The organism is Ectopseudomonas composti (genome assembly GCF_001567565.1).
GTDB classification, from domain to species: Bacteria; Pseudomonadota; Gammaproteobacteria; order Pseudomonadales; family Pseudomonadaceae; genus Aquipseudomonas; species Aquipseudomonas composti_A.
The window spans coordinates 48,328-68,987 of record NZ_LSSW01000025.1 but is presented as its reverse complement, the minus strand read 5'-3'; the positions used below and the strand labels follow the sequence as shown (position 1 = coordinate 68,987).

Sequence of the window (20,660 nt, the reverse complement as noted above, 5' to 3'; positions counted from 1 at the left end):
TGCTTGGTCAGGGCTGGCAAAGGCTTACCCACATACTTGAAAAACGTTGCCACCGAATCCATCTAGGCAAGTACAGACTTTTCACGCCTGATGGAGAACCCCATGACCCTCGACGAACTGAACACCCTGCCCGGCGTGACCGCCAAGCCCGACGTCGCCACTGCAGAATTCGTCTACAACCACACCATGATCCGCGTGAAGGATCTGCAGAAGTCGCTGGATTTCTACACCCGCGTGCTGGGCTTCACCCTGCTGGAGAAGAAGGACTTCCCCGACGCCGAGTTCAGCCTGTACTTCCTTGCCCTGATCAACGACAAGTCGCAGATTCCCGCTGACCCGGCGGCCCGGCATCAGTGGCGCAAGTCCATCCCCGGCGTGCTGGAACTGACCTACAACTACGGCACCGAGAAAGACCCGGAATTTGCCTACCACAGCGGCAACAGCGACCCACGCGGCTTCGGCCACCTGTGCGTAGCGGTGCCGGACATCAAGGCCGCCTGCCAGCGCTTCGAAGACCTCGGCGTAACCTTCCAGAAGCGCCTCACCGACGGCCGCATGCGCGACATCGCCTTCATCAAGGACCCGGATGGCTACTGGGTGGAGATCATCCAGTTCACCGAGGTGATCTGATTTTCGCGTCCGCGAAAACGACGAGGGGCTGCCTGCAACCAGGCAGCCCCTCATGCGTCAAAAGATTCAACTGACGCCGACGTAGCGATCCGCCCGGTGATTGATCGCCAGCACCAGATTGAGCATCACCGCCCCCAGCACCGAGAGCAGCACCTTGTCTGGCGACACCACGAAGATCGCCGCCAGCACGACGCTCGCGTCGATGGCCATCTGCACGGCGCCGGCCCGCAAGCCGAAGCGCTCCTGCATGTACAGCGCGAGAATGTTCACCCCGCCCAGGCTGGCACGGTGGCGAAACAGCATGAGCAACCCCAGCCCCATCGCCGCGCCGCCGAACAACGCGGCGTAGAGGCTGCTCAAGTGAGCGAAGGCGACCCAGTGCGGCGTCGCCTCGGCCAACAGCGACACCAGCAGCACCGCGCAGCCCGTGCGCAAGGTGAAACCCCACCCCATGCGCCAGATCCCGAGCAAGTAGAACGGCAGGTTGACCAGGCCGAACACCAGACCAAACGACCAGCCGGCCTGGTAATTGGCCAGGAAGGCGATGCCAACGGTGCCGCCGGTGATCAGGCCAGCGTGTGCGTAGAAGGCGATACCCAGCGCCACCAGAGCGGTGCCGAACAGCAGAGCCAGCGCATCCTCCCAGAGTGGATGACGCACGAAGAGTGCAGCGACGACGCTCGGGCGCTCGTCGACGGGCGATTGCTCAGTCATGAAAGAACCTGCATCAGAATGCACGAAAGCCGTTACGGCAGTGGCAAGGCCATGGCCGTCACACCACGCAAAGCAGCCTGCCGGCAAAGACGGCCGCAACGCTCGGCAGGATTATGCGCCGCGGCGCTCCCACACTTCGAAGGCATAGAAGGGTGTTTCGGCGCTGGCGGGGTGCTCGACGCTGGAGGTCATGCGCCAGGTGGCCTCTTCGACCTTGGGGAAGAAAGCATCGCCCTCGGGATCGAGACCGACACGCGTCAGGTACAGGCGATCGGCCTGCGCCAGGCCCAGCTCGTAGAGCTGCGCGCCGCCGATCAGCATCAGCTCCTCGGCGTCCTCTTCGCGCGCCCAGGCATCGGCGCGCTCGATGGCCGCGTCCAGGGTGGCGAACACCTCGGCACCCTCCAGGGTCAGGCCCGGCTGGCGACTGACGACGATGTTGAGGCGCCCCGGCAAGGGCCGGCCGAGCGAATCCCAGGTCTTGCGCCCCATGATGATCGGCTTGCCCAGGGTCAGTGCCTTGAAGTGCTTGAGGTCCGCCGGCAGGTGCCAGGGCAGTTGGTTGTCGCGGCCAATCACGCGGTTGTGCGCGAGCGCGGCGATCAGGGAAAGAGGTAGAGTCTTGTTCATGACGGCGAGCATAGCAGAGCGACCAAGTGACGAGCAGCTCACAGCCCGGGCAACCGGCCATCGGTTTGTCGCCGAATCGTCATCGCCCATGCGCCAGGCTTGGCACTCCCACCCGAGCAAGGAGATGCCGCGATGATATCGAACCTGTTGCGCACAGGACTGCTGTGCGCAGGATTGCTGAGCGCCGCACTGTCGGTGCAGGCCGACACCGTGCAGAACGCCGTCGACTGGGCCCAGCGCCAACCCGGCACACAGCCACAGCACGCGCATGCTGCGCGCAAGCCGCTGGTGATCGCGCACCGTGGCGCCAGTGGTTACGTGCCCGAACACACCCTGGCCGCCTACGCCCTGGCCGTGCTGCAAGGTGCCGATTATGTCGAGCCGGACCTGGTGATGACCCGCGACGGGCAACTGGTGGCGCGCCATGACAATGAACTGGGCCTGACCACCGACGTCGCCCAGCGCCCCGAGTTCGCGGCACGCAAGCGCACCCAGACGGTCGACGGCGTCAGCCTGGAAGGCTGGTTCAGCGAGGACTTCACCCTGGCCGAGCTCAAGACGCTGCGCGCCATCGAGCGAATCCCGCAGGTCCGTCCGGGCAATACGCGCTTCGACGGCCAGTTCGAAATCCCGACCCTGCAGGAAATCATCGACCTGGTGAAGAGCCTGCAGCTCAGCCAGCAACGGGTGATCGGCCTGTACCCGGAAACCAAGCACCCCACCCACTTTCAGCAACTCGGCCTGGCCATGGAGAAACCGCTGCTGGCCGTGCTCAAGCGCAACGGCTACGCCAGCGCCAAGGCGCCGGTGTACATCCAGTCCTTCGAGGTGGAGAACCTCAAGACCCTCAGCCGCATGACCTCGATCCGCCTGATCCAGCTGCTGTGGACGGACGGCCAGCCATACGACCAGCAGGCACTCGGCACCGACCTCAGCTATGCGCAGATGATCACGCCCAAGGGCCTGAAAGCCATCGCCCGCTACGCCAGCGGCATCGGTCCGGAGAAAGGCATGATCATCCCGCGTGATGCAGCCGGCAACCTGACCACGCCGACCAGCCTGGTGAGCGACGCCCATGCCGCCAGGCTCAAGGTACACCCCTATACCTTCCGCGCCGAGAACGCCTTCCTGCCTACAGACCTGCGCAATGGCAGCGATCCGACCGCACACGGCGACATCGACGCCGAGCTGCGCGCCTTCCTAGCCACCGGCATCGACGGCCTGTTCATCGACCAGCCGGACATCGCCGTGCGTCTGCGCCAGCAGCGCTGATTCGCACCGGGGCGGATCAGGGGTTATTCTCACCCCCTGATCCAAACGACGAGACGCCGCGTGATAGACGCCTCCTCCCCCACCGCATTCCAACGCCTCTGGCTCAGCGAGACGATTCGCCTGCGCGAGGAACACGCCGGCCCGCTCGAAGACGCCGAGGCCAATCGCCGGGCCCGCAGCGAACACGGCGACCTGACCGAACGCATCCAGCATCGCGCCCTGCACCTGGCCCGCCGTGACGGTCAGTGGCAGGCGTTGCTGCACTGGTTGCAAGGCGCACGCCTGGCTGGCCTGCTACTGGCGCTGCTGGCCCTGGCCAGCGGTTTCGGCCTGGCCCTGGCAGCGCTGGGCGACGGGCGCCAGCCGGTGAATGTGTTCTGGGCCCTGGGCAGCCTGCTCGGGCTCAATCTGCTGATGCTGCTTGGCTGGCTGCTGGGCCTGCTGCTGACCCGGGATCACCCCGGCGCACTCGGCCGCCTGTGGCTGTGGCTGAGTGAAAAACTGGCGCGCGACGCCAGCGCCGCACAACTGGCACCGGCACTGCTGCTGATGCTGCAACGCCAGCGCCTGACGCGCTGGGGGCTGGGTCTGATGGTCAACGGCCTGTGGACGCTGGCCATGCTCACGGCACTGATCACCCTGTTGCTGCTGCTCGCCACCCGCCGCTACGGTTTCGTCTGGGAAACCACCATTCTCGGCGGCGACACCTTCATCGCCCTGACTCAGGCCATCGGCTCCCTGCCCGCGCTGCTCGGCTTCAGCCTGCCGGACATCGACCTGATCCGCGCCAGTGGCGATGCCGCCATCGCCAGTGAGGCGGCACGGCAAAGCTGGGCTGGCTGGCTGGTCGGCGTGGTACTGGTCTACGGCCTGCTGCCGCGCCTGCTGCTGGCGCTGCTGTGCCTGTGGCGCTGGCAAACCGGCAAGGGGGCGCTGCATCTGGATCTCGACCTGCCCGGCTATGGCCTGCTGCGCCAGCGCCTGCAGCCGGACAGCGAACGCCTGGGCATCTGCGACCTGGCGCCCGCCACGCTGCATCAACCGCCAAGCGGCGCCGGCACCCAAGCGGGCAGCGGCGCACTGCTGCTCGGCATCGAACTGGACGGGCGACGCACCTGGCCTCCGGCAGCGCTGCCCAAAGGCGTGGCCGACGCCGGGGTGATCGACAGCCGCGAACAACGCCGCCTGTTGCTGGAACAGCTGACTCGCTTCCCGCCTGAACGCCTGGCCATCGTCTGCGACCCACGCCGCTCACCGGACCGCGGCACCCTGGCGCTGCTCGGCGAACTGGCGCGCTCGGCCGGTGCCACGCGCATCTGGCTACTGCCACCGAGCGCCAGCGAGAGCCTGGACAGCGCACGCCTGACAGACTGGCACCAGGCGCTGGACAAGCTCGGCCTGGCCCATGGCGACACGGCACCGCTGAGCTGGCTGGAGAGTGGGCATGACTGACGATTCTATTACCCTCTCCCCCAACCCCTCCCCCACAAGCGGGAGAGGGGAGCTTCAGCCCGTAGCCCGGATGCAATCCGGGAACACCCTGTCGGGGTCTGCCTCATGAGCCCACCACTGAAACTGGCCCTGGTCGGCCACACCAACGTCGGCAAGACCTCGCTGCTGCGCACCCTGACCCGCGACATCGACTTCGGCGAAGTTTCGCCGCGTGCCAGCACCACCCGCCACGTCGAAGGTGCGCGCCTGTCGGTGGACGGCCAGGCGCTACTGGAGCTGTACGACACCCCAGGCCTGGAAGACGCCATTGCCCTGCTCGACTACCTGGAACGTCTCGACCGCCCCGGCGAGCGCCTCGACGGGCCGGCACGCCTGGCACGCTTTCTCGAAGGCAGCGAAGCACGCCAGCGCTACGAGCAGGAAGCCAAGGTACTGCGCCAGCTCACAGCCTGTGACGCCGGGCTGTATGTGATCGACGTGCGCGAGCCGGTGCTGGCCAAGTACCGCGACGAGCTTGCCGTGCTCAACATGTGCGGCCGACCTCTGCTGCCGGTGCTCAACTTCGTCGCCAGCGCCAGCCATCGCCAAGCCGAATGGCGCGAAGCCCTGGCGCGCCTCGGCCTGCACGCCCTGGTGGCCTTCGATAGCGTGGCGCCACCTGCAGACGGCGAACGACGCCTGTATGAGAGCCTGGCCCTGCTGCTGGAGCGCTCACGCCCGCAACTGCAACGCCTGATCGAGGATCACGAAGCGCAACGCCTGGCCCGGCGCCAGGCAGGCAACCGCCTGATCGCCGAGCTGTTGATCGACTGCGCCGCCTGCCGCCGTAGCGTCGCGGCCCAGGCCGTGCTGGAACAGGGCGCCATCGCCGAATTGCGCGACGCGATTCGCCAGCGCGAACAACGCTGTGTCGAAGCCCTGCTGCGCCTTTACGCTTTCCGCAGCAGCGATGCCAAGGCCGCCGATCTGCCGCTGCTCAATGGCCGCTGGGGCGACGACCTGTTCAACCCGGAAACCCTCAAGCAACTCGGCATCAAGGTCGGCGGTGGCATGGCCGCCGGCGCCGCCACTGGCATCGGCGTCGATCTGCTGGTAGGCGGCATCACCCTCGGCGCCGCTGCCGCGCTGGGCGCGGTGATCGGCGGCAGTGCGCAGACCCTGCGCAATTACGGGGAACGGCTGAAGGGAAAATTGAAAGGCCAACGCGAGCTGACCGTCGACGACGCCGTGCTGCGCCTGCTCGCCCTGCGTCAGCAGCAACTGCTGGCCGCGCTGGACGTGCGCGGCCACGCGGCGATGGACGCCATTACCCTCAACGCACCGCAGGAGACCCTGTGGCGCCAGGGCAAACTGCCCGCCCCGCTGAACGTGGCGCGCGCTCACCCGCAATGGTCGTCACTGAACCCAGGCGCGCGCCTGGAAGAGGCCGAGCGCCAGGAGCAGGCGCAACGCTTGCTGACAGAGCTGGCCCAGGCACAGCAGGCATGACGATGCGTGCTGTTCTGCGCCAATGCCTAAGGCAGCGATAACCGGCGTGCATGCCAATGCGCGTAACCGATCAGCTCTCTCTGGCGATGATCGACAGCAAACCCGGCGCCAGCATTCTCGGCAGACTGAAAGCGCACGACTGGCGGACGCCCGCTGGAGGCCAATCCGCAAACGACGCCTCAGAGCGCCTCACCCAGGTATTCGTTCACCGTTCGCGGCCATTGCGGATCATCCATGATGCCCAGTACCGCCCGGCTGATCGGCTCACGCAGCGGGCTGCCACTGCGCACCAGAAAGCCGTAGCTCTGGTTCTCGAAAGTGCCTGACAGGACCTGCAGGCGCGCGCCGACCAGCTCGCGATTGCGGTATTGCAGAATCGGCTTGTCATAGACGATGGCATCGGCTTCACCCTGCTGCACCGCCTGCAAGGCCTTGGTCAGATTCGGGTAGTCGCTCTGGCGAATGCGTTGCTCCTGCAGCCAGCGCGAGCTGGCCGTGTGCTGCACGCTGGCGACATTGGCGCCCTGCAGATCCTTCGGCCCCTGGATGCTGCCTTGCAGATTGCTCACGGTCAGGGCCGTGGTCATCGCTGCGGTGAAGGTCGAGACCATGATCAGTGCGGCGAACATCCACACCACCGCGACCAGCCGTCCGCCCAGCGTCACCGGTGACTTGTCGCCGTAGCCAACGGTGGTCATGGTCACCGCGGCCCACCAGAAGCCATCACCCAGGCCGCGCACCGGCTCCTCAGGAAACTGCTCGCGGTTGCGCCGTCGCTCGAAGAACCAGATCAAGGCCCCGACCAGCATCAGCACCGCGGCCAGGCCCAGCACCACGCTGATGAAACGCCAGGAGAATAGCCGTTTGAAGGTCGTCCACCAGCCCGCCGAGGCGGTAGCCGGCACCGCGATGGCGAGGCCGGTGAAGTAGAACGGATGGGTGAAGTCGAAGCGCGCCTCGCGCTCGGGGGTCATGGTCATCGCCCCGACCACGACGTCGACCTTGCTCTGCTCGAGGCTGTCGAGCAGGCGCTCGAAGGGCATCGACTCGTACTGGAAGGCATAGCCGTTCTTCTCGGCGATGGCATTCCACAGGTCGATGCTGATGCCGCTCCAGCTGCCGTCCTCATGCTTGATCACGAACGGCGGCACTTCGGTGATGCCGACCCGCAGCGGCGAGGTCTCGGCACGACTCGTCAAACAACTGCAAACCAGCAGCAGGGCCAGTGCGATTCGGCTCACGGGGGACTCCCTTTTCACTCGTTGAGGGAAAAGGGTAGCAAATTGCCCCTGCCTGCGGTTTTGTTCGGGCAGAACCTCAGACCGCGACCGGCGCCTTGATATGCGGATGGGCTTCGTAGCCCACCAGTTCGAAGTCCTCGAACGTGAAGGCCAGCAGGTCCTTCACCTCGGGGTTGAGCTTCATCGTCGGCAGCGGCAGCGGCGCGCGCGTCAGCTGCAGGTCGGTCTGCTCGATATGGTTGGCGTACAGGTGGCAGTCGCCGCCGGTCCAGATGAACTCGCCCGGCTGCAGGCCGCAGACCTGCGCCACCATCAGCGTCAGCAGTGCATAGCTGGCGATGTTGAAGGGCACGCCCAGGAAGATGTCCGCCGAGCGCTGATACAGCTGGCAGCTGAGCTTGCCGTCGGCGACGTAGAACTGGAACAGCGCGTGACATGGCGGCAGGGCCATCTGTTCGACCAGTGCCGGGTTCCACGCCGAAACGATCAGGCGGCGCGAATCCGGGTTCTTTCTGATCATCTCGATCAGCTTGGCGATCTGGTCGATGGACTCACCATTGGGCGCAGGCCAGCTGCGCCACTGGTAGCCATACACCGGACCGAGGTTGCCGTTCTCGTCGGCCCACTCGTCCCAGATACTGACGCCATTGTCCTTGAGGTACTTGATGTTGGTGTCGCCCTGGAGGAACCACAGCAGCTCATGGATGATCGAGCGCAGGTGGCATTTCTTGGTGGTGACGATGGGAAAACCCTCGGCCAGGTCGAAGCGCATCTGGTAGCCGAACACGCTGTAGGTGCCAGTGCCGGTGCGGTCTTCCTTGAAGGTGCCGTGCTCGCGCACGTGGCGCATCAGGTCGAGGTACTGTTTCATCGAGCAACTCCCTGCGCGGCTTCACGCTTGTAGGCAAAGACCATGAGCGCAGCGCCGCCGATGATCATCGGCACGCACAGTAGCTGCCCTTGAGTCAGCCAGCCCCAGGCGATGTAGCCAATCTGAGCATCCGGCACCCGGACGAACTCCACGATGATGCGGAAAATCGCGTAACAGATGGCGAACAGTCCGGACACGGCCATGGTCGGCCGCGGCTTGCGCGAGTAGAACCAGAGGATGGTGAACAGCGCCACGCCTTCCAGGGCGAACTGGTACAGCTGCGAGGGATGACGCGCCAGTTGCTGAGGATCAGTGGGGAAGATCATCGCCCAGGGCACGTCACTGGCCTTGCCCCACAGCTCGGCATTGATGAAGTTGCCGATACGCCCGGCACCCAGACCGATCGGCACCAGCGGTGCGATGAAGTCCATCAGCTCGAAGAAGCTCTTGCCGTTGCGTTTGCCAAACCACCAGGTCGCCAGCATCACCCCGATCAGGCCGCCGTGGAAGGACATGCCGCCCTCCCAAACCCGCAGAATCTTCGCCGGTTCGGCGATGTACGCCGGCAGATCGTAGAACAACACATAACCCAGGCGCCCGCCGAGAATCACCCCCATGGCCACCCAAAACACCAGGTCGGACAGCTTGTCCTTGGTCCAGGTCGCATCGAAACGCTCCAGCCGGCGCGAGGCCAGCAGCCAGGCACCACCGATACCGACCAGGTACATCAGGCCGTACCAATGAATCTTCAGGGGGCCGAGGGCGATCGCCACCGGGTCGATCTGCGGATAAGGCAGCATCCAGGACTCCTTAAATGAAAAAACTCAGGCCCACGCTCAGCAGCAGCAGGGCGAACAGACGCTTGAGCAACAGTGGCGACAGGCGATGGGCCAGGCGCGCACCAAAACGGGCAAAGAACATGCTGGTCAGGGCGATCCCCAGCAACGCCGGGAGGTACACGAAACCGACGCTCCATTGCGGCAGATTCGGATTCTCCCAGCCGGTGTACATGAAACTCAGGGCACCGGCGATGGCAATCGGCAAGCCGCAGGCCGCCGAGGTCGCCACCGCCTGCTGGATCGGCACGCTGCGCCAGACCAGAAACGGCACGGTCAGCGAGCCACCGCCAATCCCGAAAATCGACGAAGCCCAGCCGATCACGGCGCCGGCTACGGTCAATGTCGGCTTGCCTGGGACACCGCGGCTTGCCTTGGGTTTCAGGTCCAGCGCCAACTGTGCAGCAATGATGATGGCGAAGGTACCGATGATCTTCTGCAGCAATGGCCCCTGAATCAGCGCCGCCGTCATGCCCCCCAGCGCAGCCCCGAGCAGGATGCCCAGCGTCAGCCAACGAAACAGCGGCCAGCGCACCGCGCCCTTACGATGATGTTCGAGCAGCGAGTTGATCGAGGTGAAGACGATGGTCGCCAGCGAGGTGCCGACCGCCAGGTGAGTGAGAATCTCCGCGGGCATACCCTGCGAGGTGAAGCTCAACACCAGAACCGGAACGATGATCAGACCGCCGCCCACACCGAACAGGCCTGCCAGCACACCGGCGGCCGAGCCCAGTACCAGGTAGAGCAGCAGTTCCATCAACACCCCCAAAAAACAAAGCGGCATGGTAGCGGAAATGCCCACTCAACGGCATACGGATCGACGGAACGGTTGCCGGCCCGAGCTCAGCTCGCTAGCCTGCCAGACTCCGCCACCGGAGGAACACGCATGTGCCTGATCGTCTTCGCCTGGCAGCCCGAACAAGCAACGGTGCTGCGCCTGGCCGCCAATCGCGACGAGTTCTACGCGCGTCCCAGCGCAGCGCTGGGTCAATGGCCGGATGCGCCGGACGTGTTCGCCGGGCGTGATCTGCAGGCTGGCGGAACCTGGCTCGGCGTTACCGGACAAGGCCGCTTCGCCGCGCTGACCAATATCCGCGATCCCAGGCAGAAAGCCGCCCCCCGCTCACGCGGTGCGCTGACGGCTGATTATCTGCTGGGCCAGGAGTCGCCAGCGGCCTATCTCGACAGGGTCATGCGCGACGCTGCTGAGCATGCCGGCTTCAACCTGCTGGTCGGCGACCGCCAGCAGCTCTGGCATTTCAACTCTCAGGAAGGACGGCCTCGACAGCTGGAGAGCGGCGTCTACGGGATGTCCAACGCCAACCTCGACACGCCCTGGCCGAAGCTGCTGCGCGCCAGAGAGGCCCTGAGCGATCGCCTCGATGGCAAGGATGAGGAGCTGCTGGCGCTACTGAGCGACCATAGCCAGCCGGCCGATCACCTGTTGCCGGATACCGGTGTGGGCCTGGCGACGGAGCGCCTGCTATCGAGCGTCTTTATCGCGAGCGAGGCCTACGGCACTCGCGCCAGCACGGTGCTCAATCTTGGCAGGGATGGGGGCTGGAGCATCACCGAGCGCAGCTTCGGGCCACAGGGTGCCTCGCTCGGCGAAGTCGCGTTACGCGGCTAGTGCGGATGCCAATCGGGGCAACGAACCCCGCTATTGCCGGACCACATCCGCGCTACGCAGCGTTTTTACAGGCGCGTTTCAGGCCTGGATATTGGACGCCGGATTGATGACCCGACCGAGGCCCAGGTTACGCAGCGCCAGGTGCAGGGTGCTGTAGATCAGGTGCGGGTTGTCCATGGTCAGCACCTGGCCGAGCACTTCCCTGGCCTTGCTCTGGGTTACCTGGCGCAGCAGCCATTTCACCTTGGGCAGGTTGGTGGCGTTCATCGACAACGAATCGAAGCCCATCGCCAGCAGCAACACGGCCGCTGCCGGATCACCCGCCATCTCGCCGCAGATGCTCACCGGCTTGCCTTCGAGATGCGCGTCGTTGACCACCTTCTGCAGCGCCTGCAGCACAGCCGGATGGAGGAAGTCGTAGAGATCGGCCACGCGCGGATTGTTGCGGTCGACCGCCAGCAGATACTGGGTCAGGTCGTTGGAGCCGACCGAAAGGAAATCGACCTGGCGCGCCAGTTCGCGGGTCTGATAAACGGCGGCAGGAATCTCGATCATTACGCCGATGGGCGGCAGCGGCACGTCTGTGCCCTCATCACGCACCTCACCCCAGGCGCGGTGGATCAAGTGCAGCGCCTCTTCCAGCTCCTGCATGCCGGAAATCATCGGCAGCAGGATACGCAGGTTGTTCAGCCCCTCGCTGGCCTTGAGCATGGCGCGGGTCTGCACCAGGAAGATCTCCGGGTGGTCCAGGGTCACGCGGATGCCGCGCCAGCCAAGGAAGGGGTTCTCTTCCTTGATCGGGAAGTAGGACAGCGACTTGTCACCACCGATATCCAGGGTGCGCATGGTCACCGGTAGCGGATGGAAGGCCTGCAGTTGCTCGCGGTAGGTGGCGAGCTGCTCCTTCTCGCTGGGGAAGCGCTCGTTGATCATGAACGGCACTTCGGTGCGGTACAGACCGACACCCTCGGCGCCGCGCTGCTGGGCGCGCGCCACGTCAGCCAGCAAACCGGTGTTGACCCACAGCGGCATGCGGTGGCCGTCGAGCGTCTCGCACGGCAGGGCGCGCAATGCATCGAGCCCTTCGGTGAGCTGGCGCTCCTCCTCGACAACCTCGGCGTACTGCTTGCTCAGCAGCTCGCTGGGGTTGGTGAAGACTTCACCGTGGTAGCCATCGACGATCAGCTTGATGCCGTCGATCTTCGAGTACGGCAGATCGACCACACCCATGACCGTGGGAATGCCCATGGCACGCGCGAAGATCGCCACATGGGAGTTACCCGAGCCGGTGACCGAAATCAGACCGAGGAGTTTGCCTTCCGGCACCTCGCCGAGCATCGCCGGCGACAGCTCCTCGCTGACCAGAATGGTGTTGTCCGGGTAGACCAGGGAGATCTTGCGCTCTTCCTGCAGGTAGGCGAGCAGCCGGCGCCCGAGGTCGCGCACGTCGGAGGCGCGCTCACGCAGATAGGCATCGTCCATCAGCTCGAAGCGGTTGACGTGGTCGAGCACCACCTGACGCAAGGCGCCCTGCGCCCACTGGCCGGTGCGGATGACCTTGCGCACCTCGTTACCCAGCGCGGCATCCTCGAGCATCATCAGGTAAACGTCGAACAGCGCGCGCTCTTCCTTGCGCAGTTGGGTGGCGAGCTTCTCGGACAGCTCCTGCATGTCCTCGCGCACCCAGCCAAGCGCCTTGTCGAACAGTTCCAGCTCAGCGGCGATGTCGTCGACGCTACGGTCTGGAACTACATTGAGATCGGCCGGGGGCAGCACCACGACAGCGGTACCGAGCGCTGCCCCCGGCGCACCCGGCACGCCGACGAACTTGGCCTCCTGTACACCCTTGCCCTGGCGCCCCAGGCCCCGGATCGAACCGGTGGCCTCGGCATGGGCAATGACACCGGCGAGCTGCGCGCTCATGGTGACCAGGAAGGCTTCCTCGCCCTCGTCGAACTGGCGGCGCTCCTTCTGCTGCACGACCAGAACGCCCATCACCCGACGGTGGTGGATGATCGGCGCACCGAGGAAGGAGGCGTAGCGCTCCTCGCCGGTCTCGGCAAAGTAGCGGTAGCGGGGATGACTGGCGGCGTCTTCGAGGTTCAGCGGCTCTTCGCGGCTGCCGACCAGACCGACCAGACCTTCGCTGGGGGCCATGCTGACCTTGCCGATGGAGCGCTTGTTGAGGCCGTCGGTGGCCATCAGCACAAAACGGTTGGACTCCGGATCAAGCAGGTAGACCGAGCAGACCTGGCTGCCCATGGCTTCCTTGACCCGCTGCACAATGATCGACAGCGCCGCCTTGAGATCCTTGGCGGCGTTTACTTCCTGGACGATCTTGCGCAGCGTATTGAGCATGCTCGATTGGGGTCCGTATCAGTCGCGCACTAAAAGGCGCGGGGCGAGTTCCTTGAGCGCGCGGCGATAGACCTCGCGCTTGAATGTGACGACCTGACCCAGCGGGTACCAGTAGCTGACCCAGCGCCAGCCATCGAACTCCGGCTTGCCGGTCAGGTCCATGCGTACGCGGTCTTCTGCTCCGGTCAGACGCAGCAGAAACCACTTCTGCTTCTGCCCGATGCACAGCGGCTGGCTATGCGTACGCACCAGACGTTGCGGCAAACGATAACGCAACCAGCCCCGAGTGCAGGCAAGGATCTTCACATCCTGCTCTTCGAGCCCAACCTCTTCATTCAGTTCACGGTAAAGCGCCTCTTCCGGCGATTCACGATCATTGATGCCACCCTGGGGAAACTGCCAAGCATCCTGGTTGATACGCCTGGCCCAGAGCACCTGGCCGTCATCATTGGTCAGGATGATGCCGACATTCGGGCGGAAACCATCAGAATCGATCACGGCAAGCAACCTCGTACACGCAAGTTCCGGCATTGTTCCACAAAGCCGGCGACAGCAGCAACGCGGGTTTAGGCGCAGTTTGAAAGCCCCATCAAAGCGGCTATTCTGGCGCCCCTCCCCCTTTTGCAGAACAGGTACAGAACCGTGCGCTTGGCCCTTTTCGATCTCGACAACACCCTGCTGGCCGGCGACAGCGACCACAGTTGGGGCGAATTCGTCTGCCAGCGCGGCCTGGTCGATGCGGCCGAGTATCTGGCGCGCAACGACGCCTTCTACGCCGACTACTGCGCCGGCAAGCTGGACGTGGTGGCCTATCAGAATTTCAGCCAGGCCATTCTCGGCCGCAGCGACATGGCGCAGCTGGCGCAATGGCACCGCGAGTTCATGGCCGAAGTAATCGAGCCGATCATCCTGGCCAAGGGCGAGGCACTGCTGGCCGAACACCGCGCGGCGGGCGACAAGCTGGTGATCATCACCGCCACCAACCGCTTCGTCACCGCGCCCATCGCCGAGCGCCTGGGCGTGAAAACGCTGATCGCCACCGAGTGCGGCATGCAGGACGGCCGCTATACCGGGCAGATAAGCGGCACACCCTGCTACCAGGGCGGCAAGGTGACGCGTCTGAACGAGTGGCTGGACGAGACTGGGTACACCCTGGACGACGCCTACTTCTATAGCGACTCGCGCAACGATCTGCCGCTACTGGAAGCCGTGGCCAACCCGGTGGCAGTGGACCCGGACGATGTACTGCGCGCCACCGCCATCGAGCGCGGCTGGCCGGTTATTTCGCTGCGTTGAGATGAAGCCCTGAACACGCAGTTGTAGGAGCGGCTGGGCGGCATTCCGCTTCAGCCGCGAAGCCTTTTAAGCGGCCATCGCGGCTGAAGCCGCTCCTACAGCCAGCCATGACACTATGCTCAAGCGGGCTTGGCGCCCATCAGCGCCATGATGGCGATCAACAGCAGCAGAATCAGCCCGGCATAGATCAGGCACAGGCGTTTCAGTGCCAGCGGAGCCGGCGTATCGCCCAGCGCCCGCCAGACCGCCAGGCGCCCGGCAAGCAGCAGGCCGAGCAACATCATCACGCCATAAAGAATGCTGCCCAGCAGCAGCCAGGTCTGCCCCAGCGGCCAACCCAAGGAATCCACCAGCCAGTACCCCGTGATCGGCAGGCTCAGCGCCAGCACCGCGAATGCCGGCAAGCTGAACAGCAGGGTCACGCGCAGCTTGCGCGCCAGCACCGCGCCATCACCACTGCGTTGCGCCTTGAACAGCATGACGCCATGGGCGATCAGCCCGAGCAGCAGCAACACGCCCGGGGCGCTGTGAAGAATACGAACCAGCAGATAGTGTTCCATCACGGAGTCCTTGTTCAGCCCAGAAACAGGCGGTATGCCGGGTTTTCGCTTTCATCCCAGTAGGGATAACCAATGGCGTCCAGCGCCGCCGGCACCAGATGGCGCTCATCGCTCGGCACCTGCAGCGCGGCCAGCACGCGACCATCGGCGGCGCCATGGTTGCGATAGTGGAACATCGAGATATTCCAGCGCCCGCCCAGTTTCTGCAGGAAGTTGAACAGCGCCCCCGGCCGCTCGGGGAACTCGAAACGCAGCACCACCTCGTCGCCGACGCCGGCAGCATGACCACCGACCATATGACGGGTATGCAGTTTGGCCAGCTCGTTGTCAGTCAGATCCAGCACCGGGAAGCCCTGCGCGCGCAGGCCCTCGACCAGCGCCTGGCGCGGGTCGTTCTCCGGGTGGGTCTGCACGCCGACGAAGATGTGCGCCTCGCTGCCGGTGTGATAGCGGTAGTTGAACTCGGTGATCTGGCGTTTGCCCACAGCCTCGCAGAAGGCCTTGAAGCTGCCCGGCTGCTCAGGAATGGTCACGGCGATGATGGCCTCGCGCTTCTCGCCCAGTTCGGCGCGCTCGGCGACGTGGCGCAGGCGGTCGAAATTGACGTTGGCACCAGAGTCGATGCCCACCAGCACCTCGCCGGTGACGCCCTGGCGCTCGACGTACTTCTTGATCCCGGCCACGGCCAGCGCGCCGGCCGGCTCGGTGATCGAGCGGGTGTCGTCGTAGATGTCCTTGATCGCCGCACAGATTTCATCGGTGCTGACGGTGATCACCTCGTCGACGTGATGCTTGCAGATGTCGAAGGTGTGCTGGCCGATCTGCGCCACCGCCACGCCATCGGCGAACAGCCCGACAGTCGGCAGTACCACGCGCTCGCCGGCCGCCAGCGCCTGCTGCAGGCAGTTGGAGTCGTCCGGTTCGACACCGATCACCTTGATCTCCGGGCGCAGGTACTTCACGTAGGCGGCGATACCGGCGATCAGGCCGCCGCCACCGACCGGCACGAAGATGGCGTCGATGCGCCCCTGATGCTGACGCAGCACTTCCATGGCCACCGTGCCTTGCCCGGCGATCACCAGCGGATCGTCATACGGATGGATGTAGGTGTAGCCCTTCTCCTCCACCAGTTTCAGCGAATGCGCCAGCGCCTCGGGGAAGGCGTCGCCATGCAGCACGGCCTTGCCGCCGCGCGAACGCACGCCCTGTACCTTCAGCTCCGGCGTGGTGCGTGGCATGACGATGGTCGCCTTCACCCCCAGGTGCTTGGCCGCCAGGGCCAGGCCCTGCGCATGGTTGCCGGCCGAGGCCGTCACCACGCCGCGCGCCAGTTCCTCGGGTGAGAGCTGCGCCAGCTTGTTATAAGCGCCGCGAATCTTGAACGAGTACACCGGCTGCAGATCCTCGCGCTTGAGCAGAATCTGGTTGCCCAGTCGCTCGCTGAGCTGACGGGCGGGTTGCAGCGGGGTTTCCACCGCGACGTCGTAGACGCGCGAGGTGAGGATTTTCTTCACGTACTGTTCGAGCATGGCGATTTCGCAGGCGTTCGGGCTTGGAGGGGACTGCCGAGTCTACCCCAGCGCCGCGCCGGGCGACCATACGAAACGCACGGGATTCAGCCCGCCAGAACGCCACTTGCGGCTATAATTCGCGCTTTATTCCCTCACCTTCCCAGGCATTCCCCCGCGATGAACCAGGATCAGCTGAAACAGGCCGTGGCCCAGGCCGCCGTCGACCACATTCTCCCGCGCCTCGACAGCAAGAGCATCGTCGGCGTCGGTACCGGCTCCACCGCCAATTTCTTCATCGACGCGCTGGCCCAGCACAAGATGGAATTCGATGGTGCCGTGGCCAGCTCCGAAGCCACCGCCGCCCGTCTGAAAGGCCATGGCATTCCGGTGTACGACCTCAACGCCGTCAGCGATCTGGAGTTCTACGTCGACGGCGCCGACGAAAGCGACGAGCACCTGAACCTGATCAAGGGCGGCGGCGCCGCGCTGACCCGCGAGAAGATCGTCGCGGCGGTGGCCAAGACCTTCATCTGCATCGCCGACGCCAGCAAGCTGGTGCCGGTGCTGGGCGAATTCCCGCTGCCGGTGGAAGTCATCCCCATGGCGCGCAGCCACGTGGCCCGCGAGCTGGTGAAACTGGGCGGCGACCCGGTGTACCGCGAAGGCGTGCTGACCGATAACGGCAACATCATCCTCGACGTGCACAACATGTCGATCGTCGACCCGGTGAAGCTGGAGGCGGATATCAACGCCATCGTCGGCGTGGTCACCAACGGCCTGTTCGCCGCCCGCCCGGCCGACCTGCTGCTGCTCGGCACCGCCGAAGGTGTGAAAGAACTCAAGCGCTAAATCGGTGGGAGGCGTTTCAGCGGCGATTGTCGCGGCTGAAGCCCCTCCCACAGCGTTCTTTGCTCCACCCACCCTGATTTGCGCAGTCGGTAGCCCGAATGCAATCAGAGTCTCCTGCGATTCGCCACGCACACCGGAAACGCCAGGTGCGCTTGTCCACACCTACTCCAACAGGCGGCGCAGCTCCTCGCTCATCGGCATCGGCTTGAAGGCACTGACCCGCGCCCGCCCGCTATTGCCGAGCGGCACCCAGATGCGCGAGAACAGCAGTGCCGCGAGGATGCGCGGCACCTGCCCCGCCACCTCGCGCACATCCCCGAGCTGCCAGCCGGCACGCAGCATCAGGCAATGTGAACGCGCATGCAGCCATGGGCGACGCTGGGTGAGGATGTGGGCGCGCTCCAGCCAGGCCAGTGCCTCGGCGCCACGGCGCTCGCCAAGGGCCTGCACCGCCTGGGCGAACGCTTCGTCGATGGCCTTTCTCAGTTCCACGTGCATGGCGAACACCCTCACTTGCGCAGCAGGCGCAGGCCGTTGAACACCACCATAAGGCTCACGCCCATGTCAGCGAACACCGCCATCCACATGGTCGCCTCGCCTGCCAGGGTCATGCCCAGGAATATCGCCTTGATGCCCAGCGCCAGCACGATGTTCTGCAGCAGAATCGCGTGAGTCTGCCGTGACAGACGGACGAATGCGGGAATCTTGCGAAGATCGTCGTCCATCAGGGCGACATCCGCCGTCTCGATGGCGGTATCCGTTCCGGCGGCGCCCATGGCGAAACCGATCTCGGCCCTGGCCAGCGCCGGCGCATCGTTGATGCCATCACCGACCATGCCGACCACCTTGCCCTGCGCCTGGCGCGCCTCGACCCAGGCCAGCTTGTCCGCCGGCAGCAGGTCGCCGCGCGCCTCATCGACACCGACCTGCTCGGCGATGGCCGCAGCGGTGTGAGCGTTGTCCCCGGTGAGCATGCAGGTGCGCACGCCCAGCTCATGGAGTTCGGCGACCGCCTCGCGGCTGGTCTGGCGCACCGTATCGGCCACGGCGAAGAGCATCAGCGCGCGCTGCTCGTCGCACAGCACCACCACGCTCTTGCCCTGGCGCTCCAACGCCGCGAGACGCTGCTCCAGTTGCGCCGAGCAGAGCCCGAGGTCCTCGACCAGGCGGTGGTTACCGATATAGAGCAACTTGCCGTCGATCCGCCCCTGGGTGCCGCGACCTGGCAGCGCCTCGAAGTCCTCGACCTCATGCAGCCCCTGCCCCTGCTCTGCGGCGTGCAGAGCCAGCGCCCGGGAAACCGGGTGATCGGAACGCGCGGCCAGACTCGCTGCCCAGGTGGCATGGATCGGCTCGCCCGTTTCCAGCAGGTGAACACTGTCGGTCTGTACCGGCTTGCCGTGGGTCAGGGTGCCGGTCTTGTCCAGCGCCAGCTGGGCCAGGTGCCGGCCGTTCTCCAGATAGACGCCGCCCTTGATCAGGATGCCCTTGCGCGCCGCCGCCGCCAGGCCGCTGACGATGGTCACCGGGGTGGAAATCACCAGCGCGCAGGGGCAGGCCACCACCAGCAACACCAGGGCGCGGTAGATCCAGTCGAACCAGGCGCCGCCCATGACCAGCGGCGGCAATACCGCCACCACCAGGGCGAAGGCGAACACCGCCGGGGTGTAGATGCGCGAGAACTGGTCGACGAAGCGCTGAGTCGGGGCGCGCGAACCTTGCGCCTCCTCCACCGCATGGATGATGCGCGCCAGAGTGGTGTCGCGCGCCGCCGCCGTGACGCGAAACTCCAGCGAACCGGCTTCGTTGATGGTGCCGGCAAAAACCAGGTCGCCCGTACGTTTTTCCACCGGCAGGCTTTCTCCGGTGATCGGCGCCTGGTTGACCGTCGAACTGCCGCCGACCACCTCGCCATCCAGGCTGATGCGCTCACCGGGGCGAACGCGCACCACGGCGCCGAGGCCGATGGCCTGGACGTCGACTTCCTGCCAACCTCCGTCTGCCTGCCTGACCGTGGCCCGCGACGGCGCCAGGTCCATCAGGCCACGGATGGCGTTGCGCGCGCGATCCAGCGAGCGCGCCTCGATCAGCTCGGCGAGGGTGAACAGCACCATCACCATCGCCGCCTCCGGCCACTGGCCGATCAGCACGGCGCCGGTCACGGCGATGCTCATCAGCGCATTGATATTGAGATTGCGGTTCTTCAGGGCAATCCAGCCCTTCTTGTAGGTGTTCAGCCCGCACAGACCAATGGCCGCAACGGCCAGCAGCGCCACCAGCCAGCCCGGGCCGAGCGTGGCGAAATGCACCACCTCCGACGCCGTCGCCATCACCCCGGCCAGCGCCAGCGGCCACCAGGGTTTGCGCACAGGCGGCGCCGGCTGCTCGATGGTGCCTGCGGCCTCCAGTTTCGGCGTGAAACCCAGGGCGCGAATCGCCGCCAGCACCTGCGCCAGTCCATCTTCAGCGTGGCTGACGGTGAGCACACGCTGCAGCAGGTTGAACTGCAACCCGGCTACCGCCGGCAGCCTGCCGAGCGCGTCGCGAATCAGGCGCTCCTCGGTCGGGCAATCCATCTGTTCGATATGGATGCGCGTGGTAAGCGGGCCGGTCAGCGGCTCGTCCACCGCCTGAGTGGCTGCGCTGGCGTGATCATGCCCGGCGTGGTCGTGGGCATGATCGTGCCGGGCAGGTGCTTGTTCGTGCGAGTGGTCGCAGCAACGGCTCATGGGAAACCTCCCTGAAGGTGATGTTGCGCAGTACACACCCTGAAGTCACTATAGGGTCAAGCACCCTGTCGGAGAACGATCATGAAGATTGGAGAACTGGCGAAAAAGGCGAGCTGCCAGGTCGAGACCATCCGTTATTACGAGCGCGAAGGCCTGTTGCCAGAGCCGGCACGTACCGAGGGCAACTACCGCGTCTACGGCCAGAGCCACCTGGAACGCCTGGTATTCATCCGCAACTGCCGCACGCTGGACATGACCCTGGAGGAAATTCAGCGCCTGCTGGCCCTGCGCGACCTGCCTCAGGAGAGCTGCGCCGGCATCAACAGCCTGGTGGACGAGCACATCGAGCACGTCGAGGCACGCATCAACAGCCTGCTGGCGCTACGGGATCAGCTCACCGAGTTGCGCGACCGCTGCAACGGGCCGCAGGAGGCGGAAGACTGCGGCATCCTGCGCCAACTCAATGTCAGCGGCGGCGTGCAAGCGCTACCGGACGACGGCCATACCCACGTCGGCAAGAGCCATTCGCATTGATGGACTACGCTTGCAGGGCACCGCTCCGGCATACCGCCGGGCGCTCAGGGAGAAACGAA

20 protein-coding genes are annotated in these 20,660 nt (G+C 65.3%); 8 read left to right on the top strand and 12 right to left on the bottom strand.

Annotated features, from left to right (window positions below; translation table 11 throughout):
* Positions 1 to 102 precede the first annotated feature (102 nt).
* On the top strand, positions 103 to 630 hold the full coding sequence (gene gloA / locus PCLY_RS13435; RefSeq protein ID WP_061240151.1) for a lactoylglutathione lyase: 528 nt from the start codon (positions 103 to 105) through the stop codon (positions 628 to 630).
* 66 nt (positions 631 to 696) lie between these two features.
* On the opposite strand, the gene PCLY_RS13430 is transcribed toward gloA, so the two are convergent.
* On the bottom strand, positions 697 to 1,344 hold the full coding sequence (locus PCLY_RS13430; protein WP_061240150.1) for a YitT family protein: 648 nt from the start codon (positions 1,342 to 1,344) through the stop codon (positions 697 to 699).
* A 111-nt stretch (positions 1,345 to 1,455) separates the two neighbouring features.
* Positions 1,456 to 1,986, bottom strand: a complete 531-nt coding sequence (locus tag PCLY_RS13425; RefSeq protein WP_061240149.1) for a dihydrofolate reductase — start codon at positions 1,984 to 1,986, stop codon at positions 1,456 to 1,458.
* A 120-nt stretch (positions 1,987 to 2,106) separates the two neighbouring features.
* On the opposite strand from PCLY_RS13425, the gene PCLY_RS13420 reads away from it, so the two are divergent.
* From PCLY_RS13420 to PCLY_RS13410, 3 genes are all read left to right on the top strand, one after another.
* On the top strand, positions 2,107 to 3,246 hold the full coding sequence (locus tag PCLY_RS13420) for a glycerophosphodiester phosphodiesterase (protein ID WP_061240148.1): 1,140 nt from the start codon (positions 2,107 to 2,109) through the stop codon (positions 3,244 to 3,246).
* A 60-nt stretch (positions 3,247 to 3,306) separates the two neighbouring features.
* A complete protein-coding gene (locus PCLY_RS13415) occupies positions 3,307 to 4,698 on the top strand; it encodes a DUF2868 domain-containing protein (RefSeq protein ID WP_061240147.1) in 1,392 nt (463 codons plus the stop codon).
* A gap of 105 nt (positions 4,699 to 4,803) precedes the next feature.
* The gene (locus PCLY_RS13410; protein WP_061240146.1) at positions 4,804 to 6,186 is read left to right on the top strand and encodes a GTPase/DUF3482 domain-containing protein; all 1,383 of its coding nucleotides are present in this window, start codon (positions 4,804 to 4,806) and stop codon (positions 6,184 to 6,186) included.
* A 179-nt stretch (positions 6,187 to 6,365) separates the two neighbouring features.
* Here the strand turns inward: PCLY_RS13410 and PCLY_RS13405 are convergent, their stop codons facing one another.
* The 4 genes from PCLY_RS13405 to PCLY_RS13390 all read right to left on the bottom strand — a co-directional run bounded on the left by PCLY_RS13405 (position 6,366) and on the right by PCLY_RS13390 (position 9,891).
* A complete protein-coding gene (locus tag PCLY_RS13405) occupies positions 6,366 to 7,427 on the bottom strand; it encodes a transporter substrate-binding domain-containing protein (protein ID WP_269451538.1) in 1,062 nt (353 codons plus the stop codon).
* Positions 7,428 to 7,503: 76 nt separating this feature from the next.
* Entirely contained in the window at positions 7,504 to 8,298 is a 795-nt protein-coding gene (locus PCLY_RS13400; RefSeq protein ID WP_061240145.1) for a thymidylate synthase, read from the bottom strand.
* Positions 8,295 to 9,098, bottom strand: coding sequence for a prolipoprotein diacylglyceryl transferase (lgt, locus tag PCLY_RS13395; RefSeq protein WP_061240144.1), 804 nt, complete (start codon positions 9,096 to 9,098; stop codon positions 8,295 to 8,297). The genes PCLY_RS13400 and lgt overlap by 4 nt, the downstream gene beginning before the upstream one ends.
* Before the next feature lie 10 nt (positions 9,099 to 9,108).
* The gene (locus PCLY_RS13390) at positions 9,109 to 9,891 is read right to left on the bottom strand and encodes a sulfite exporter TauE/SafE family protein (protein WP_061240143.1); all 783 of its coding nucleotides are present in this window, start codon (positions 9,889 to 9,891) and stop codon (positions 9,109 to 9,111) included.
* Positions 9,892 to 10,020: 129 nt separating this feature from the next.
* Here PCLY_RS13390 and PCLY_RS13385 point away from each other — a divergent pair, with 129 nt between their 5' ends.
* Positions 10,021 to 10,764, top strand: coding sequence for an NRDE family protein (locus tag PCLY_RS13385; RefSeq protein WP_061240142.1), 744 nt, complete (start codon positions 10,021 to 10,023; stop codon positions 10,762 to 10,764).
* A 78-nt stretch (positions 10,765 to 10,842) separates the two neighbouring features.
* On the opposite strand, the gene ptsP is transcribed toward PCLY_RS13385, so the two are convergent.
* Both ptsP and PCLY_RS13375 read right to left on the bottom strand, forming a co-directional pair.
* Positions 10,843 to 13,122 carry a phosphoenolpyruvate--protein phosphotransferase gene (ptsP, locus tag PCLY_RS13380; protein ID WP_061240141.1) on the bottom strand — a complete coding sequence of 760 codons (2,280 nt, stop codon included), beginning with the start codon at positions 13,120 to 13,122 and terminating at the stop codon, positions 10,843 to 10,845.
* 18 nt (positions 13,123 to 13,140) lie between these two features.
* Positions 13,141 to 13,620 (bottom strand): RNA pyrophosphohydrolase, encoded by a 480-nt coding sequence (locus PCLY_RS13375; RefSeq protein ID WP_061240140.1) that lies wholly within the window; start codon positions 13,618 to 13,620, stop codon positions 13,141 to 13,143.
* Positions 13,621 to 13,764: 144 nt separating this feature from the next.
* Here PCLY_RS13375 and PCLY_RS13370 point away from each other — a divergent pair, with 144 nt between their 5' ends.
* Positions 13,765 to 14,418: a histidinol-phosphatase gene (locus PCLY_RS13370; RefSeq protein WP_061240139.1), complete on the top strand. Its 654-nt coding sequence runs from the start codon at positions 13,765 to 13,767 to the stop codon at positions 14,416 to 14,418.
* Between the two features lie 119 nt (positions 14,419 to 14,537).
* Here the strand turns inward: PCLY_RS13370 and PCLY_RS13365 are convergent, their stop codons facing one another.
* Positions 14,538 to 14,978, bottom strand: a complete 441-nt coding sequence (locus PCLY_RS13365) for a DUF2269 family protein (protein WP_061240138.1) — start codon at positions 14,976 to 14,978, stop codon at positions 14,538 to 14,540.
* Between the two features lie 14 nt (positions 14,979 to 14,992).
* On the bottom strand, positions 14,993 to 16,507 hold the full coding sequence (gene ilvA, locus PCLY_RS13360; protein WP_061240137.1) for a threonine ammonia-lyase, biosynthetic: 1,515 nt from the start codon (positions 16,505 to 16,507) through the stop codon (positions 14,993 to 14,995).
* Positions 16,508 to 16,666: 159 nt separating this feature from the next.
* Between ilvA and rpiA the strand changes: the two genes are divergently transcribed.
* Positions 16,667 to 17,338, top strand: a complete 672-nt coding sequence (gene rpiA, locus PCLY_RS13355) for a ribose-5-phosphate isomerase RpiA (RefSeq protein WP_061240136.1) — start codon at positions 16,667 to 16,669, stop codon at positions 17,336 to 17,338.
* A gap of 162 nt (positions 17,339 to 17,500) precedes the next feature.
* Here rpiA and PCLY_RS13350 read toward each other — a convergent pair whose 3' ends face one another.
* Both PCLY_RS13350 and PCLY_RS13345 read right to left on the bottom strand, forming a co-directional pair.
* Positions 17,501 to 17,836, bottom strand: coding sequence for a DUF3703 domain-containing protein (locus PCLY_RS13350; RefSeq protein ID WP_061240135.1), 336 nt, complete (start codon positions 17,834 to 17,836; stop codon positions 17,501 to 17,503).
* An 11-nt stretch (positions 17,837 to 17,847) separates the two neighbouring features.
* Complete coding sequence (locus tag PCLY_RS13345) at positions 17,848 to 20,067, bottom strand: heavy metal translocating P-type ATPase (RefSeq protein WP_061240134.1); 2,220 nt, start codon at positions 20,065 to 20,067, stop codon at positions 17,848 to 17,850.
* Positions 20,068 to 20,148: 81 nt separating this feature from the next.
* Here PCLY_RS13345 and cadR point away from each other — a divergent pair, with 81 nt between their 5' ends.
* Positions 20,149 to 20,601, top strand: coding sequence for a Cd(II)/Pb(II)-responsive transcriptional regulator (gene cadR / locus PCLY_RS13340; protein WP_061240133.1), 453 nt, complete (start codon positions 20,149 to 20,151; stop codon positions 20,599 to 20,601).
* Positions 20,602 to 20,660: the final 59 nt, after the last annotated feature.